This window comes from Rhodoblastus sp., assembly GCF_019449565.1.
GTDB lineage: Bacteria > Pseudomonadota > Alphaproteobacteria > Rhizobiales > Beijerinckiaceae > Rhodoblastus.
In genome coordinates, this window is sequence record NZ_JAGRPM010000007.1 from 72,192 (window position 1) to 89,064 (window position 16,873).

General features: G+C 63.5%; 10 protein-coding genes, 1 tRNA gene and 3 pseudogenes. 8 read left to right on the forward strand and 6 right to left on the reverse strand.

Going from position 1 to position 16,873, the window contains the following annotated elements:
• Positions 1-7: 7 nt before the first annotated feature.
• Entirely contained in the window at positions 8-619 is a 612-nt protein-coding gene (locus QZ409_RS01420; protein ID WP_296706302.1) for an arylesterase, read from the reverse strand.
• A gap of 126 nt (positions 620-745) precedes the next feature.
• Between QZ409_RS01420 and QZ409_RS01425 the strand changes: the two genes are divergently transcribed.
• The 3 genes from QZ409_RS01425 to QZ409_RS01435 all read left to right on the forward strand — a co-directional run bounded on the left by QZ409_RS01425 (position 746) and on the right by QZ409_RS01435 (position 4,941).
• A complete protein-coding gene (locus QZ409_RS01425; RefSeq protein ID WP_296706305.1) occupies positions 746-1,456 on the forward strand; it encodes an ATP-binding cassette domain-containing protein in 711 nt (236 codons plus the stop codon).
• Entirely contained in the window at positions 1,443-4,028 is a 2,586-nt protein-coding gene (locus QZ409_RS01430) for an FtsX-like permease family protein (protein WP_296706307.1), read from the forward strand. The genes QZ409_RS01425 and QZ409_RS01430 overlap by 14 nt, the downstream gene beginning before the upstream one ends.
• Positions 4,029-4,164: 136 nt before the next feature.
• Positions 4,165-4,941 carry a Bax inhibitor-1/YccA family protein gene (locus tag QZ409_RS01435; protein WP_296706310.1) on the forward strand — a complete coding sequence of 259 codons (777 nt, stop codon included), beginning with the start codon at positions 4,165-4,167 and terminating at the stop codon, positions 4,939-4,941.
• A gap of 54 nt (positions 4,942-4,995) precedes the next feature.
• Here the strand turns inward: QZ409_RS01435 and polA are convergent, their stop codons facing one another.
• The gene (polA, locus tag QZ409_RS01440) at positions 4,996-7,971 is read right to left on the reverse strand and encodes a DNA polymerase I (RefSeq protein WP_296706312.1); all 2,976 of its coding nucleotides are present in this window, start codon (positions 7,969-7,971) and stop codon (positions 4,996-4,998) included.
• A 164-nt stretch (positions 7,972-8,135) separates the two neighbouring features.
• On the opposite strand from polA, the gene QZ409_RS01445 reads away from it, so the two are divergent.
• A tRNA-Arg gene (locus QZ409_RS01445) sits at positions 8,136-8,212 on the forward strand.
• 558 nt (positions 8,213-8,770) lie between these two features.
• Here QZ409_RS01445 and QZ409_RS21705 read toward each other — a convergent pair.
• Positions 8,771-9,943: pseudogene (locus QZ409_RS21705) on the reverse strand (recombinase family protein); the annotation flags it as partial.
• A gap of 103 nt (positions 9,944-10,046) precedes the next feature.
• Positions 10,047-10,292 carry a hypothetical protein gene (locus QZ409_RS01455; protein ID WP_296706314.1) on the reverse strand — a complete coding sequence of 82 codons (246 nt, stop codon included), beginning with the start codon at positions 10,290-10,292 and terminating at the stop codon, positions 10,047-10,049.
• Positions 10,293-11,942: 1,650 nt separating this feature from the next.
• Between QZ409_RS01455 and QZ409_RS01460 the strand changes: the two genes are divergently transcribed.
• On the forward strand, positions 11,943-12,203 hold the full coding sequence (locus QZ409_RS01460) for a hypothetical protein (RefSeq protein ID WP_296706316.1): 261 nt from the start codon (positions 11,943-11,945) through the stop codon (positions 12,201-12,203).
• A gap of 235 nt (positions 12,204-12,438) precedes the next feature.
• Positions 12,439-12,603: pseudogene (locus tag QZ409_RS01465) on the forward strand (IS1 family transposase); the annotation flags it as partial.
• A 239-nt stretch (positions 12,604-12,842) separates the two neighbouring features.
• Here the strand turns inward: QZ409_RS01465 and QZ409_RS01470 are convergent.
• Positions 12,843-13,304, reverse strand: coding sequence for a hypothetical protein (locus tag QZ409_RS01470; protein WP_296706318.1), 462 nt, complete (start codon positions 13,302-13,304; stop codon positions 12,843-12,845).
• A gap of 344 nt (positions 13,305-13,648) precedes the next feature.
• The gene (locus QZ409_RS01475) at positions 13,649-14,656 is read right to left on the reverse strand and encodes a catalase family peroxidase (protein ID WP_296706319.1); all 1,008 of its coding nucleotides are present in this window, start codon (positions 14,654-14,656) and stop codon (positions 13,649-13,651) included.
• A gap of 101 nt (positions 14,657-14,757) precedes the next feature.
• Here QZ409_RS01475 and QZ409_RS01480 point away from each other — a divergent pair, with 101 nt between their 5' ends.
• Both QZ409_RS01480 and QZ409_RS01485 read left to right on the forward strand, forming a co-directional pair.
• Positions 14,758-15,471, forward strand: a complete 714-nt coding sequence (locus tag QZ409_RS01480) for a helix-turn-helix domain-containing protein (RefSeq protein ID WP_296706321.1) — start codon at positions 14,758-14,760, stop codon at positions 15,469-15,471.
• 254 nt (positions 15,472-15,725) lie between these two features.
• Positions 15,726-16,741: pseudogene (locus QZ409_RS01485) on the forward strand (IS3 family transposase); the annotation flags it as partial.
• Positions 16,742-16,873: the final 132 nt, after the last annotated feature.

Sequence of the window (16,873 nt, forward strand, 5' to 3'; positions counted from 1 at the left end):
CTTCCGGTTAGCTTTTGGGCAAGGCGTCGAGCCAGGCAGTCACAGCCGGCAATATGCCCGCGACGATGGTTTCGACGCCGGCGCGATTGGGGTGCAATCCATCCGGCAATTGCCTGTCGGGATGGCCCGCGACGCCTTCCAGAAAAAAAGGATAGAGCGGCGCCTGGTATTTTTGCGCGAGCGCAGCGAAAAGCGGCTCGAATTGTTCGGCATAGGGTCCGCCGAGATTGGGCGCCGAACGCATCCCCGCGATGAGAAAGGGGATTTTGCGCTCGCGCAGTTTCGCCAGAATGGCGTCGATATTGGCGCGGGTCTGGTCAGGGTTGAGGCCGCGCAGCATGTCATTGGCGCCGATTTCGACAATTGCGCCATCCAGCGCGCCGTCGCCGAGCGCCCAATCGAGCCGCGCCAGCAGGCCCGCCGAAATATCCCCCGAAACCCCGGCATTGACGATTTCGACGTCAAATCCCTTTTCCTTCAAAGCTTTTTCCAGCACGGCGGGAAAGGCCAGATTGGCGGAAAGGCCGTAGCCTGCCGTGAGGCTGTCGCCGAGCGCCACGATCCGCAGTGTTCGCGCGTAGAGAGGTCCGGCGCCGGCGAGCATCAGGGCGAGGGCCACAAAAAAAATTTGGCGAAAGCAAAAAATTTGGCGAAAGCGGCGGGCGCGCCCATATGGGGCGCAGGCGCTCGCTCGCGCCAGTCCGTGAGAAGCATTCGTCATCGCGGCCTTTCCGAAAGTTTCTTCATGTCCGATCCCGCCATAAGCGTCGAAAATGTCAATCTCACATTAGGAAGCGGCGAAGCCCGGGCGCATATTCTGAAAGATATTTGTCTCGATGTCGCAAAAGGCGAGACCCTCGCGCTGCTGGGGCCGTCGGGTTCGGGCAAATCGACGCTTCTAATGGCCATGGCCGGGCTGGAGGCGCCGGATTCCGGCTCGGTCCGCGTCGCGGGGCGCCGGATCGACCTGATGAGCGAGGACGAGCTGGCGCGTTTTCGCGGCGCCCATATCGGCGTGGTGTTTCAGGCCTTTCACCTCATACAGACCCTGACGGCGCTCGAAAATGTCGCCATTCCGCTCGAACTGGCCGGCGAGGCCAACGCCTTTGACCGCGCGCAGAAAATTCTGGCGCAGGTCGGGCTCGGCGCCCGCGAAAAGCATTATCCTTCGCAAATGTCCGGCGGCGAGCAGCAGCGCGTCGCGCTGGCGCGGGCTCTGGTCGCCAATCCCTCCATTCTCGTCGCCGACGAGCCGACCGGCAATCTCGATCAGGGCGTCGGCGCGGAGATCATGGAGCTGATCTTCGCCCTCAATCGCGCCCGGGGCGCCACGCTCGTCCTCGTCACCCATGACGAGGCGCTGGCGCGCCGCTGCCGCCGCATCGTTCGCCTGCGCAACGGACGGATCGAAAGCGACGCCGCCGCGATTCAGGATCGCGAAAATGTCGGCGTCTGACTCTTCCAGCCGTCGCAGGGCGGCCAACCGGGCGCTGGCGCGCTTCGCCCTGCGCGATTTGCGCGGCGGCCTGCGCTTTTATGGCGTGTTCATCGCCTGTCTCGTGCTGGGCGTCATGGCCATTGTCGGCGTGGACGCGACCTCGCGCGCCTTCCGCGAAGGGCTGGCGCAGCAAGGCGCCGTTCTGCTCGGCGGCGATCTCGCCTTCGGTCGCGCGCTCGGCGTCCCCGCCGAGAAGGAAAAGGCATTTCTGGCCGCGCGCGGGCGAGTCGGCGAAGTCCTCTCCTTGCGCGCCATGGCCCGCCGCGCCGACGCGCCGGCCTCTACGCTCGTTGAAATGAAGGCGGTCGATTCGTCCTATCCCTTGGCCGGCGCCGTGCGGACCGATCCGCCGCTCGGCGCGGGCCGGCCATTTTATGACGCCCTGGCCCTGAAAGACGGGGCCTATGGCCTGTTCGCCGATCCGGCGCTCGGCGCGCGGCTCAATGTGAAGATCGGCGACCGGCTTGAGATCGGCGCCGTGCAATTTGCGCTCGTTGGCTGGCTGGCTGGCGAACCGGATTCCATCGGCGCCATTGGGTTCGGGTCGCATGTCATCGTCAGCGACCGGGCCCTCGCCGAGACGGGCCTGATCGTTCCCGGTTCGCTGGCCCGGCTGTCGCTACGGCTGCTGCTGCCGCCGGAGGCGTCGAGCGACGCCGATCTCGCCGCTGCGCAAAAGGCCTTCACCGAGGCTTTCCCCGAGTCCGGCTTCGAAATCCGCAGCCGCGCCGAGCCTTCGCCGCAACTCTCCCGCAATGTCGAGCGTTTCGCGCAATTTCTCTCGCTGATCGGCCTGACCGCGCTGGTCTGCGGCGGCGTCGGCGTTGGCAATTCCATTCGCGGCCTCATCGACCGAAAGCGCAAGACGCTGGCGATTCTGAAGGCCTTGGGCGCGACCGGCGGCGAGGCCGCGCGCTTTGTCCTGATTCAGGCCATGCTGGTCGCGGCGGCAAGCGCCGTGGTCGGCGCGGCGCTCGGCCTCGCTTTGCCCAAACTGCTCGCCTTCGTGCTGGGCGCCTCGCTGCCATTTCCGCTCGCGCCGAGTCTCGACTGGCGCGACGGGCTTTCGGGCATGGTGTTTGGCCTGCTCACCGCTTTGGCCTTCGCCGCCGCGCCGCTCGACCGCGCCCGCGCCTTGCCGGTGACCACGCTGCTGCGCGAGACGGCGCTGGGCGATTTCGGGCCGCTGCGGCTGCGCGGCGGCGTGGTCGCCGGGCTGGCGGCGGCGGCTCTGTTCGGCTTCGCGCTGCTCATCAGCAGCGACCGGATTCTTACCGCGCAATTTGGCGCGGCGGTGCTCGTCAGCTTCGCTTTGCTCTACGGGGTTGCCCGCGCGATCATGTATTTCGCGCGCCGGGCGCCGCATGGGCGCAGCCTGCCGCTGCGCCTCGCGGTCGCCAATCTCCACAAGCCGGGAGCGCTCACTCCCTCCTTCCTGATTTCGCTCGGCCTCGGCGTGACCCTGCTCACGGCTCTGACGGGCGTTGAGCGCAATCTGCGCGCGGATATCGGCGAGTCTCTGCCCAAGGAGTCGCCGAGCTTCTTCTTCTTCGACATTCAGGCGGCGCAGGCCGCGTCCTTCCATGACTTCCTCCGCAAGGAAGCGCCGGACGGAACGATCGCGGTCGCGCCCATGCTGCGCGGACGGATCGTGAAGGTGAACGGCGTTCCGGCGGAGGACGTGAAGGCGGCCGACAAGGCGCGCTGGGCGCTGGAAGGCGATCGCGGCATCACGTTTTCGGCGAAGGTTCCGGATGGCTCGCGGCTTGTCGAGGGCGAATGGTGGCCTCAAAATTACGCCGGCCCGCCGCTGGTCTCGATGGAGTCCGGCGTCGCGCAGGGCCTGAACCTGCGCCTCGGCGACAGCGTCACGGTCAATGTGCTGGGCCGCACGCTTACGGCGCGCATCGCCAATCTGCGCAAGGTCAACTGGCGCAGCTTCAATATCAATTTCGTTCTGGTCTTTTCGCCCAACGCCTTCGCCGGCGCGCCCTTCACCAGCCTGATGACGCTCAACCTGCCCGAGCGCCCGGACTCCACGCGAGAAGCCGCGCTGCTGGCCGAGGCGGCCAAAAACTTCCCTGCGGTGGCGAGCGTGTCGATCCGCGAGACGCTGGAGACGGTCGATGGCCTGCTGGGCAAATTATCGGTCGCGATCCAGTCCGCCGCCTCGCTCGCCTTTGTCGTCTCGGCGCTTGTCCTGTCCGGGGCGCTGGCGGCGGGGCAGCGCGCGCGGATCTATGAGGCGGTCGTGCTGAAAGTCTTGGGCGCGACGCGGGGCCGCCTGTTGAGTGCGCTGGCGTTGGAATTCGCCTTGCTCGGCGCGGCCACGGCGGCTTTCGGCCTTCTGGCCGGCACGGCGGCGGCGGCGCTGGTGGCGCGGCAGGTGCTGGACACGAGCTTTCACTTCTTCCCCGCCCAGGCGGGGGCCGTTGCGCTGGGGGCCGTCACTTTCGCGGTCGCGCTCGGCCTTGCCGGCACCTGGCGCGTATTGGGCGAAAAGCCGGGCCGGTGGCTGCGCGAAGACTAACGAAAATGTAATGTTGCGCTTAGGCAAGTTTAAGCCGCGCGGCTTGTCTTTTGGCCCTGCCGGCTTCATATTCCGAGGGCCGCGCCGCCTGCGGATCGTCCGTGGCGGTAAACGGGCGGCATTTCGCGAGGAACCTATGTCCAACTTTGACCGCAACGCCGCTCCCTGGAGCCGGGGCTACGCCCGGACGGGCGCCGATGTAGATCAAGGTCTGCGGGCGTTCATGCTCGGCGTCTATAACCACATGTCGATCGGCTTGGCGCTGACCGGCCTGTTTGCGCTCGGCGTCAACATGCTGGCGGTTTCCGGCGTGCCGACGCAGTTTCAGCTCGGCTCGCATACCTATCTGACCAGCTTCGGCGCCGCGATCTACACCAGCCCGCTGCGCTGGGTGATCATGTTCGCCCCGCTGGCCTTCGTCCTGTTTTTCTCCTTCAAGATCAACAGCATGTCGGCCTCCTCGGCGCGCAGCCTGTTCTACGCCTATGCGGCGGTGATGGGCGTGTCGCTGTCGTCGATCCTGCTGATCTATACCGGGACGTCCGTGACGCGGGCCTTCTTCATCACAGCGGCCTCTTTCGGCGCGTTGAGCCTCTATGGCTACACGACCAAGCGCAGCCTGTCCGGCATGGGATCGTTCCTGATGATGGGTCTGTTCGGCCTGATCATCGCGAGCCTGGTGAACCTGTTCGTGCAGAGCTCGGCCTTCCAGTTCGGCCTGTCGATCCTGACCGTGCTGATCTTCGCCGGCCTGACCGCCTATGACACGCAGTCGATCAAGCAGATGTATCTTGAATCCGACGGCTATGAGGACACGACCAAGAAGTCGATCAATGGCGCTCTGATGCTCTATCTCGACTTCATCAATATCTTCATGGCGCTGGTTCAGCTGACCGGCGACCGCAGGAGCTAAGCGGCGACGCTTCCTGAAAAACCCCGCTTCGGCGGGGTTTTTTTATTGTCTCGCCTAATGCGCCTCATCCCAGTTGTCCGCCGCGCGGGCCTCGACCAGCAGCGGCACGGAGAGGGCGACGGCGGGCAAGGCGGCCTTCTCCATGACCTCGCGCACGAGTTCGATCGTGGCCGCGACCTCCGCGTCGGGCGCCTCGAACACCAGTTCGTCATGCACCTGCAGCAGCATCTGCGCCGACAGCTTTGCCCGATCCAGCGCGGCGTCCATGCGGATCATGGCGCGGCGGATGATGTCGGCGGCGGCACCCTGAATCGGCGCATTGATCGCCGCGCGCTCGTTGAAGGCGCGCTCGGAGGCGTTGCTCGCCGTAATGCGCGGATAATGGCATTTGCGCCCGAACAGGGTCGTCACATAGCCTTGCTCGCGGCAAAGCTTCTTCGTCGCGTCCATATAGGCGCGGATGCCCGGGAAGCGCTCGAAATAGAGCCGGATGAAGGCGCCCGCCTCCTCGCGCGAAATGCCGAGCTGGTTGGCGAGGCCGAAGGCGGAAATGCCATAGACGATGCCGAAATTGATCGCCTTGGCGCGGCGGCGAATTTCGCTCGGCATGCCCTCGACCGGCACGCCGAAAATCTCGGACGCCGTCATGGCGTGAATGTCCTTGCCCTCGGCGAAGGCCTGTTTCAGCTGCGGAATATCGGCGATATGGGCTAGCAGGCGCAGCTCGATCTGCGAATAATCCGCCGAGATCAGCTTGTGGCCCGGGCTGGCGACGAAGGCGCGGCGCAGCTTGCGGCCCGCCTCGTTGCGCACCGGAATGTTTTGCAGATTCGGCTCGGACGATGACAGCCGCCCCGTGGAGGTCGCCGCCAGCGCATAGGAGGTATGGACCCGTCCTGTGTTCGGATTGACGAAGCGCGGCAGGGCCTCGGCATAGGTCGAGCGCAGCTTCTGCACCTGCCGCCAGTCCAGCACCCGCGCGGCGAGGTCGTGGCCCTGTTCAGCCAGATCGTCCAGCACGCTGGCGGAGGTGGACCAGGCGCCGGTCGCGGTCTTCTTGCCGCCGGGCAGGTCGAACTTGCCGAACAGAATGTCGCCCAATTGCTTCGGCGAGCCGAGATTGAAGGCCTCCCCCGCCAGTTGATGGACCTCCGCCTCCAGTCGCGCCATGTCCTGCGCGAATTCGCCGGAGAGCCGCGAAAGAATGGCGCGGTCGACGCAGATTCCGCGTCGCTCCATTCGCGCCAGCACCACGGGCAATGGCCGCTCCAGCGTCTCATAAACGGTCGTCATGCGTTCGGCGACGAGGCGGGGCTGCAGCACGTTCCACAGGCGCAGGGTGACGTCGGAATCTTCCGCCGAATATTCGGTGGCCTTGTCGAGCGCCACACGGGCGAAGCCGATGAAGCTCTTGCCCTGGCCGGCGACCTCGCTGAAGGGAATCGGCCTGTGGCCGAGAAATTTCAGCGACAGCTCATCCATGCCATGGCCGTTCAGGCCAGCGTCCAGCGTGTAGGAGGCGAGCATGGTGTCCTCGACCGGAGCGACCTCGACGCCATGCTGGGCCAGGACCAGCCAGTCATATTTCACGTTCTGGGCGATTTTCATCACCGAGGGCGCGGTCAGCAGCGGGCGCAACAGTTCGAGCGCCTCGCGCAGCGGAAGCTGCCCCGGCGCAAGCTCGCCGCCGCCAAATAGGTCTTCGACGCCGGGCGACTTGTGGCCGAAGGGAATGTAGCAGGCGCGATTGGGCGCCAGAGCCAGGGACAGGCCGACGAGATTGGCCTGCATCGGATCGAGCGAATCGGTCTCGGTGTCGAAACAGACCGCTCCCGCCTCAAAAGCCTGCGCGACCCACCCTTTCAGCTCCTCCAAGGAGGCGACGCGGACATATTGGCCGCGCTCGACCTGCGTCGCCAGCGCGGCGGTGGCCCGCGCCTTTGCGAGCGCGGCGGGGCTGAGGGCGGCGGCGTTTTCCGGGAGCGCGGCGGGTTCGTCTGGCGCCGCTTCGGCCTTTGGCGGGGCGGCCTCGCCATTGCGGCCTCGCCAGCCTTTCGGTCCGACAAAAGCGGGGTCTGGGTCGATTGCGCCGACATCGACATCGTAAAGTTCGCCGACGCGCCGCGTCAGCGTGGTGAATTCCATCGCCTTGAGGAAGGCGACCAGAGTCTTGCCCTCCGGCTGATGCAGGCCGAGATCCGACAGCGGCGTCTGGACCTTCACATCGTCCACAAGATGAACGAGCTTCTTCGACAGGCGCACCTTTTCGACCACGGCGGGGTCAGTCAGCGTCTCGCGGCGCTTGGTCTGCTTGATTTCGCCGGCGCGGGCGAGCAGCGTATCGAGATCGCCATATTCGCCGATCAATTGCGCGGCTGTCTTGACGCCAATGCCCGGCGCGCCGGGCACATTATCGGTGGAATCGCCGGCCAGCGCCTGGATATCCACCACCTTTTCCGGCGGCGCGCCAAAATAGGCGACGACCTCTTCGCGGCCGATGCGGCGCTCGTCGCGCTCCCCCGAGGCCGGATCATACATCGTGATTCCGGGCCGGATCAGCTGCATCAGATCCTTGTCGGCGGAAATGATGGTCACGTCGGCGCCGGCTTCCGCCGCCTGCCGGGCGTATGTGGCGATGAGGTCGTCGGCCTCGTAAACGTCCTGTTCCACGGGCTCCAGGCCAAAGGCGCGCACCGCCTCGCGGAACAGGGGAAATTGTGGGACCAGATCCTCCGGCGGCTCGGAGCGATTGGCCTTGTAGGCGGGATAGATTTCCTTGCGGAAGGAATTCTCGCTCTTGTCGAAAATAATGGCGAGATGGGTGGGATGCACGCCCGTCGCCCCGTCTCGGACGAATTGCAGCAATTTGGCGCAGAACAGCCGAATGGCGCCGGTTGGCAGGCGGTCCGCTCGGAAATTATATTTCTGATCTTGCCGGATGGACTGGAAATAGGCGCGAAAGATGAAATTCGAACCATCGACAAGGAAGACATGGTCGCCGGGGGCGAGAGGGCGGGCAGCGTCGGTCATGCGCTTTCTTTATCCGGGAACGCGCCGCACGCGCGACGGAGCCCCCTTATACGCCAAGCCGCGCGCCCTCCCAAGGGGTCGCTCACGTGGCGATTGGGGCGGAAAATCGCTTTGCCCAAAATTGCTTTGCCGAAGCGCGATCCATGGGCTAAACAAGGCGCGAAGCACCCGTAGCTCAGCTGGATAGAGCGCTGCCCTCCGAAGGCAGAGGCCAGGGGTTCGAATCCCTTCGGGTGCGCCACTTCGGTACACATCTGCGAACACCTCCGCTGGCGACCGCCTTGCCGGCAATCACTTGTTCCAGCGTCGATTTATCCCCGATGATCCGCACGACGCCGTCGTCGACCTCAATCCGGTCGACGACCGACTGGATGTAGGCTTTGCGGAATGGGATGTCGCCGGAAGTGATGTTTTCCCGCATTGCGCGGCCAAAACGTTCAATCGCCTCCGAATCGAACGCGGTCGGCGCCGCATTGTGCGATTTGATCCGATCGAGCGCGGTTTTGGCGCGGTCGCGGTCAAACTTGAGGCTGGCGAGCCGGTCTTTCAGGATGTCGTCGAGGTCGGTGACGCCGTCCTCCACCATCTTGTAAAGCCGCTTGAGCTTTTCCTCGGCGTCGGTGACTTCCGTTTGCAGGCCCGCAACCCGGCGGTCGACGTCGAGCGCCTTTTCGGCCCGATTCGCCGCGACGGAGGCCAGGATCGCGGTCAGCCGCGCGGGATGGAACAGCCGCTCGTAAAGATGCTCGGTCACCAGATCATCGAGCTTCTGCATCGGGATCGAGCGGCCCTTGCAGGCGACCTTGCCCTGACGGGCGCAGGTCGAGCAGGTGTAGTATTTGTGGACCGCCCCAGACTTGGACGTTCCCGTGCGCAGGGTCATGGCGCCGCCGCAGGAGGCGCAGACGGTGAGGCCGGTCAGAAGAATCGGCCCGGTCACGACGCGCGGCGCGGCGACACGGGGATCGCGGGATTTCAACGAAGCCTGCACCGCCTCGAATTCACCCGTTTCGATGATGGGTGGCACGTCGACGACAATGCGCTCGCCTTCCGGCTTCTGTTGCAGCGTCTTGGCGCAGCGCCTGTTGAAAATCCACTGACCGATATAGACGGTGTTGGTCAGGATTTTATGGACGGTGCCGACGCCGAAAAGGCCGCCGTTGCGGGTGCGATAGCCACGCGTATTGAGCCAGGAGGCGATGGCCTTGATGCCGATCGGCCCGGATTTGCCGTCGCCGAGGCGGTAGAGTCTGAACATGAGCTTGATGGTTTCAGCTTCGACAGCGTCCACGACGAGTTTTTTCTTGATGCGAGCGCCGCGCTTTTCCACTTCCTCGACAGCATAGCCGAGCGGAAGCGGAGAGCCGTTGTAAAAGCCCTGACGAGCGTTCTCCTTCATGGCCCGGAGCACGTGCTTGGAGTTTTCGCGTGACTGATATTCATCGAACAACGCGATGATTTGGCGCATCATCACCTGCGCAGGATCGTCGCCCAGTTCTTGGGTGATCGAGACGAGGCGCACGCCATGTTTCGCGAGGCGGCGCACATACATCTCCAGCCCAAAGGCGTCGCGGAAGAAGCGGCTGAAACTATGCACGACAATGACGTCGAAGGGATGATCGTCGTCGCCGGCGCGCTCGATCATGCGCTGGAACTCGGCGCGGTTGTCGTCGGTGGCGGTCTCGCCGAGATCGGCATATTCCGCCGCGATCTTCCAAGTGCGGGCCTGGCTCCATTGCGTCAGTTGGCGGCGCTGGTCGGGGATGGACAGGTCGCTCTCCGCCTGACGCCCGGTCGAAACGCGGAGATAGAGGCACGCTCGCGTCGCCGCGTCCTGATGCGCTTGATCGTTGCGGATGCGAGCCTCGACATTCATCTCGTGACCTCCGATTTTCTCAAGAACCGTCGGCGTTGCGACTGAGCCGAAGGACGTCAAACGCCGTGATTCTAAGCTGCGCCGCGTCTTTTGCATACGGGTTTTGCTCTAACTGAGCGGAAGAAAGTCCATTGGAGGCAAAGCGTGCGAACACGAAACGGCGCCTTCCAGGCGGCTCCCGAACCAAGTATGCGGCAGGTCATCGGCGCGGGCCAAAAATCTCGTCGAGGAGATCGGTCAACCAGGTCTCGATCACGTCGATTTCGGCGCGCGTCACCGGCGCGGGTTCCGGCCAGTCGTCGACGACTGTCCAAGACGTGAGGTCAGCTTCCGAACGCTCGCCGACGCAGGGCGACGATGTCGACGGGACGCCAGGATCGCCGCTGGCGACGGAACGAAATCGGTCGCGGCAAACTTTGCGGCGGATGGCGCGCGGTTTCGACATGACGACAGAATCGCGCGACCGCTCCAAAACAAGAATGGCCGATGTACGCGCCACAATGCGCCCGGCTGCGACGAGCAAAACAGTCTTCCGCGGGACGGGCCGGAAAAATCGCAGTCGGCCGCGACGGCGCTTCGAGCGCTTTCGTTCCGGTCTTTTCCCAAAAGCGATTTTGACAGCGCGCCGCCAGGATCGCCGAGAAAGACAGCGGTCAGGCCGCCTGCGCGCCAAGGCCGACGGGGCGCTCGACTCGTCGCGACAGGAGCGTGTCGCTGCGCGGCGGACCGCGCCGTTGTTCATCAGCAATAATCGACGGACGACGACCGCGCGAACAGACGCGCACTCGGGTGCGTCGCCGTCTCCCGCCAAGGGGCGAGCTCGCCAACTTGCCTTAGCCGGGCCTGGACGACCTCGGCCGGGTCGACAACGGCCGGCCAAAACCGCGAGCCGGGAAGCGCGGGCGCGTAAGCGCCCGCCTTGACGAGATGGCGGCAGTCCGGCCTGCTGGCTTTGTTCGACAGCGTGTTCATTCGCAAGCACGGTCCAAGACATCGTTATCCGGGACGACGGGCGAGCCTCCTCCCCTTCACGGGGCGCTTTGTCGCCACAACAAGAGTCTGTGCCGGTGAAGGGAGCGCAGAGGGCGACGCATGACGAAGAGAAGCGCGATGACGACAGGCCCGAGGGAACGTGAGGCGGCGAGCCCGCGCGCCTCGATGTCGGCGTGCGCGTCGACCAGACGGGGGAGGCCAAGGGTCGACCGGATCGAGACAGGCCGTCCCCAGCCCCTCTTCGCGGTGATCGGGAGCGGCCTGAGGACGGGATCGACGCGCTGGCGACTGGACGAGCGGACGCAGCCTGCCGGAAGCGGAAATCGTCCTCGCCGCTCACGGCCGAAACGCCGCACATCCCGCCAACTTTTTGAAAACAGTCGTAAAACTACAACGCCGCGAGGTGCGCCGAAAATCCGCACCTCGCGAAAATGCCGCATAACCCCTTGAAACCACACGACCACAGAACGGCGCACCTCGCGGCCCTTTATCCTGCCTTCTTAATCGGTCGTGGGCGGCGCATTCTCACAAGATTCGCATGACGTTCGATCCACCGCGACATCATTCGCTGGGTCACCCAAAACGACGATGCGGCGCCATGGCCGTCCGGCGTCGGGTCGTTGCGCGGTTCGTTGGCGCTCGGCGACAACGAGATCGGGCCGATTGCGCGCCGCCCAGTTGCCGTCGGGGCGCATCGCTATCGAACTCGCGCGGCGACCGCGACCTAATTTCTGCGTTGCCGAAGCATCGATCCAGCGCGCCATTGCAAACAAGGCAGCGCCTACCGCATGGTCGCCAGTCAGCGTTGGTCAACCTGCTGCGGCGCCAATTCTTTTCCAGATGGAGCCGGTCGTTGCGACGCGCGTCCGACGGTTGGCCTCGTCGCCCGCGAACGTCGGGTCGCCGTCGAAACGTGCGGGCGACGGTGGTCTGGCTGCGCGATCGCCGCGCCTTTTCGTCTCGTTCGAGTCAGCATCGCGAGTGCAGCCGCAGCGGTCGAACAAGCGCGCCGGATGACAGTAGCATGCGACGAATGTTCCGTCGTCCGCCTGCATGAGGCGGCGTCATTTTGTTGTTGTGTCGCGTTGCGCAAAAAAATCGTTTGAACGTCGCCAAGCTGCTGCACGCCTATGATAACGAGCGGCGGACACGCGCAACAATCCCCAGCGAATCGAAGCATTCCGAAATGCTGCGTATTGCTGCGTATTGCTGCGTTTTGATGCGTTTTGATGCATTTTGTTTCACTCACACCGGTGCATCTCGGATGCAGCGTCCCTTCAGGGTTTCGCTTTTTGCCAAATTGGCTCTGATGCCCCGCAATGGTTTCACTGGTTTGAATCGAAACTATCGCTTTTTGCTGTGAGGGCGCGATCAGGCCTATCACACCGTACACCGCCTCGCGGTTGCGGGGCTGGAACACGCTGTCGCCCTCCTTGGCGAACGACTCGGCGCTTTCGCCACCGCGTCCCACGAAGCCGCGACTTTAGAGTTGTTCCGTCTTGACGAGATCACTCACCGCCAAGCAGCAGACCAAAGAAGCCGCACCCGGCGATAGACGCCGCTCGGACTATCGAAACAAGATATCGACGCCTGATCGGCGAATGGACGTGCGGCTCTTCACTCGACTGACGAATGACATTTTAAAGAAGGCCGAGAACCATGTCTACGCGGTCGCGATGCACATGATTTATTACAATTTCGTTCGCGTTCATTATAAGTTGTGCATGTCTCCGGCCATGGCTGCAAGCATCGCTGATCGCCTTTAGGAAGTCGTGGACTGTTGCCCATTTTCAAGATGCCTACCTGCCGCTCCTTGCCGCCGCTTGAACGCGGTTTGGGGGTCAGGCTCGATCTGAACCTGAAGCTCAAGCCTGACGGGCTCTGATGGGCGGATTCCAGTCGTAGTCCATGGGGCCGCTGATGGCAGAGTTGGCGACGACCGCCGGCTGGCAAGCGTCCACCATTTTGAAGGCGCGTCAGGACGATTTGCGTCGGCGACGTTTCAGCGTCGAGCGACGCGCGCGTGCTCGGTGCAAAGCTCGCCGGCTTGTCGCCAATCTTGCCAAATTGCCTGTTGCGCGGCCTTCAATGAAAGTTGACCTTGGTAGACACGCGACAATAGACAGGCTTCGATTTCGTCCTTCGCGCGCGATTCGGCAATGGGCTGGAGCGCAAGATTACGCCGTTCAACCGGATGGCCGGCAAGCACCAGCGGAATTCGATGATCTATGGTCCATCGGTTGAGGTGCTCCAATGGCTCGCCGATCGCCGCCAGCATTTCGGCTTTGATCGTCCGTATGGTCGAACCATACGCCGGAAACATCTGTGTCCAGCTTGGCCGACAAATCGTCTCGCCAATGTTCGCTTCAGTCACGTCATGATTTACCGGCAGACCATCCCCCGCAAAGGCAGGAAGCGCCAAGGCGGCGAGCGCCGCCAGCGTGAATGGGGCCTCCCGTGTCATAATCCGACCGCCCCGAAATGCTCACGTTTGCTGACTTGCTTCATGGCGCGTTCGTTGTGTTCATAAAGCGCGGGCGCGAGATCTGGACGTTGAAGGCAGCATCGGTAGGTCGCGCCCAGCGCAGGCGGCCGCCTAAACGTTATGCTGGACTACGCGGTTAGGGCCCTTGCCGCCGTTCTGAGAAGGAAGACACTATCACGATATCGGCCAGCCGTGAAAATCTGCCTTTGCGGGCGAATGAGCGACGATGATGGCTCGCCCCCCGGTTGGGTAGTGGAGCCACCGCGATGTCGCTTTTTTTAGATCGGATCGCCTTCGCTGAAACTTCCCGACAACGCCGGATTTCAGGGATTGCGGCGCGAGAAATCGAGCGGATAGGCGGCGCTGCGCGCGTCGATCATGGGATCCGCAGCATCGATCCCCGCCGTCACGGCGCCCGGCAGGAACAGCAAGGACTTCTCGGCCGCCGCGCTGTCGGCCGCCGCCTTGGTGATTTCGATCGTGCCGAGATCGACCGTACGGCGGCTGTCGGGCCACGCGATTGACGGATCCTCGATCTTGTCGCCAGACTTAGCGATCTGCGCGACCATTTCGAGCTTGACCGGCTCATGCGTGACGCGGTCGCGAATCTCCTTGCCGAGATAATCGGCGTCCGCCTTCGCCGCCTGGTCCGCCGGCATGATTTGCGTCCCGCCGGCCGGCAGGAACTGATAGCGGACGTAGGCGACATCGCCCTTGGCGTTGGTGAATTTGAAGCTGTTGACGCCATAATAGGGCAGCGTCGCATAGCTGACGGGCAGCGGCTTCGGCGTCGTCAGGAAAGTCTTGGCGATCGGATGCGTGCCGAGAAATGCGTCGAGCGGCGTCGGCTTGGGCGCGTCGGGGCCGCTGGCGGCGAGCGCGAGCAGCAACGCGCGGAATTCGTCCGTCGTCGCGACCGGGAAGCCGTTGAAGGAATGCGCGACAATATCGGTCTCGCCTCCGCCGGGAAGGTGGAACTTGATCGCCAGTCCATGCGGGCGCGCCATCCCATCCGTATCGGGAATGGTGGGAACGCCTGCGAAATCCGAGAAGCGGATCGTCACTGGAACCGGCGTCTTCTGCAGGTGAACCGCCTTGCTGACGCTCGCAGCGGCCGGGTTGGGCGTGAACACGCCTTCCAGCACGACACCCTTTGCGTGCACGGCGCGGAAGCCCGGATGCTTGCCGAACACGCCGTTTATCGCCTCGACCATTTGCTCGGGCGTCGAACTTGTGGGCGCGGCCTTTTCCTGTGCGGCCGCGACTCCCGCGCCGACAAAAACCGCGACCGCGGATATGGCGGCATGCTTTCTGAGTTCACTGACCTTCATGCGAACCTCCCAATTTTCTTGAATGCTTGCCGCAATGATATCATATAGGCCAATTATGCCCATCGTAATTGTTGTAATTAATTTGTCAGCCCTTCCCGCCTTTGAAGCACGCGTCGGCGCTGCGTCTTGCGAGCGGCATTCTCAGGCAATTCAGGCTGACGAAATGGCTTATATTGCCAAACCGACCTGAGTCGGAGGGGCCAACTGGCATGACGACAAGAGCCAAGATTCTGGCGGCCATCCAGCGTGAGCCGCTCACTGTCGCCGAAGTCTGCCAAAAACTCGGCGTGACGCGCAACGCCGTCAATGTGCAACTGAAGCAGCTTGAAGCGTCGGGGCTGGCGCGGGCGGCGGCGACGCGTCAGGGCGACGGCGCCGGAAAGCCGGCGCTCGTCTATGAAGCGACCGCCGGGAGCGAGGATTTCGCTTCAGGGGCCTACAAGCCATTTTTGCTCGGTTTGCTGGAGGTGATGCGCCAAACAATGTCGGCGGATGCTCTTGGTGAATTGCTCGAAGAGACTGGTCGGCGCCTGGCACGGCAGGCGGGCCTATCGAATCCGCCCAACTTCGAAACGGGACTGCGGGCGGCAATGGCGGTCGCGGATTCTCTCGGTGCGAGCACCGAAACGGCACCGAGTGAGAGCGGCGTCATGGTGCGCAACTATAGTTGCCCGGTGGCCGGCGCAGTGCGTGGCGAACGCTGCGTTTGCCGCGCGATCGCCGCATTCTTCTCCGAGGCGACCGGCCGGCCTGCGACCGAGATGTGTCTGCGTGAAGGCCGTGTGATTTGCCAATATCTGATCGCTCGGGACTGAAGCGGAGAATGCGATCGCCAGAACAGAGCCTGTTTATGATCGAGGGCAATCAGAGGGCGAGGTCGTCCATACGGGGGGCAAACCAAGCCGATCCTTGTCATTGGCGCGCACCGACAACAGTCCCGCCGCTCTGCGCTCGGGCGTGGCGCACACATAGAAATAGTCCCCTAGGACGCGGTCTTAAGTCCCGTTGACCTGCCACTGCAAAGTTCCTCCACGAGCGATTAGAGTCCGGCCTGACGAAGGACGGACAGATGAAGCGTGCACGATTCACGGAAGAGCAGATTATCGGCGTGTTGAAAGAGCATGAGGCGGGCGCCAAGACCGTCGATCTCGCTCGCAAACACGGCGTTTCGGAAGCGACGTTGTACAATTGGAAGTCGAAGTACGGCGGCATGGACGTCTCCGAAGCCAAGCGCCTGAAGCAACTCGAAGACGAAAACGGCAAGCTGAAAAAGCTCTTGGCCGAAGCCATGCTCGACGCGTCCGCCCTTCGTGAGCTTCTGTCAAAAAAATGGTAGGGCCCGCCGCCAAGCGCGAGGGTGTCGCGCATCTGCGAGCCGTGATGGGCTTGTCGGAACGGCGGGCCTGCACTCTTGTCGACGCCGATCGCACGATGATCCGCTACCAGTCGCGCCGCGCGCCCGACACTGAGCTGCGCGGGCAAATCCGCGACCTGGCCAACGAGCGCAAGCGCTTCGGCTATCGGCGGCTTTTCATCCTTCTGCGTCAGGGCGGCGAGCCGTCCGGAATCAACCGGATCTACCGGCTTTATCGCGAGGAAGGGCTCACCGTGCGCAAACGCAGGGCGCGGAGACGCGCCGTCGGCACGCGCGCGCCGATTCTCGTCGAAGCGAAGGCCAACGCCCGCTGATCTTTGGATTTTGTCCACGATCAGTTCGCCAGCGGGCGGCGGTTCCGCATTTTGAACATTGTCGATGACGTCACCCGCGAATGTCTGGCGGCAATTCCTGACACGTCGATTTCGGGACTCCGCGTCGCGCGCGAACTGACGGCGGTGATCAAGCGGCGCGGCAAGCCCGGCATGATCGTCTCGGACAACGGAACCGAGTTCACGTCGAACGCCATGCTGTCCTGGGCGCAGGAGCACCAGATCGTCTGGCATTTCATCGCACCGGGAAAACCCATGCAAAACGGCTTTTGCGAGAGCTTCAACGGTCGCATGCGCGACGAACTACTGAACGAGACACTGTTTCTCGGGCTCGATCACGCTCGGGCGAAGATCGCGAACTGGGTCGCCGATTACAACTGCGCAATAGAACACCCATCTGTCTATGTGGTTGAAGGGAATAGATTTTGCTGCGCTGGATCCGATCCTGCGGGGTATTTGGGGTTCAGGCGCGCGCGTTCGGTGATTGATCGGGCTGTTGGCGCAGCCAAG

Coding starts and splice junctions, on each gene's coding strand:
- QZ409_RS01425 (WP_296706305.1), top strand. CDS start 746: ATGTCCGATCCCGCCATAAGCGTCGAAAATGTCAATCTCACATTAGGA.
- QZ409_RS01430 (WP_296706307.1), top strand. CDS start 1,443: ATGTCGGCGTCTGACTCTTCCAGCCGTCGCAGGGCGGCCAACCGGGCG.
- QZ409_RS01435 (WP_296706310.1), top strand. CDS start 4,165: ATGTCCAACTTTGACCGCAACGCCGCTCCCTGGAGCCGGGGCTACGCC.
- polA (WP_296706312.1), bottom strand. CDS start 7,971: ATGACCGACGCTGCCCGCCCTCTCGCCCCCGGCGACCATGTCTTCCTT.
- QZ409_RS01455 (WP_296706314.1), bottom strand. CDS start 10,292: ATGTCGAAACCGCGCGCCATCCGCCGCAAAGTTTGCCGCGACCGATTT.
- QZ409_RS01470 (WP_296706318.1), bottom strand. CDS start 13,304: ATGACACGGGAGGCCCCATTCACGCTGGCGGCGCTCGCCGCCTTGGCG.
- QZ409_RS01475 (WP_296706319.1), bottom strand. CDS start 14,656: ATGAAGGTCAGTGAACTCAGAAAGCATGCCGCCATATCCGCGGTCGCG.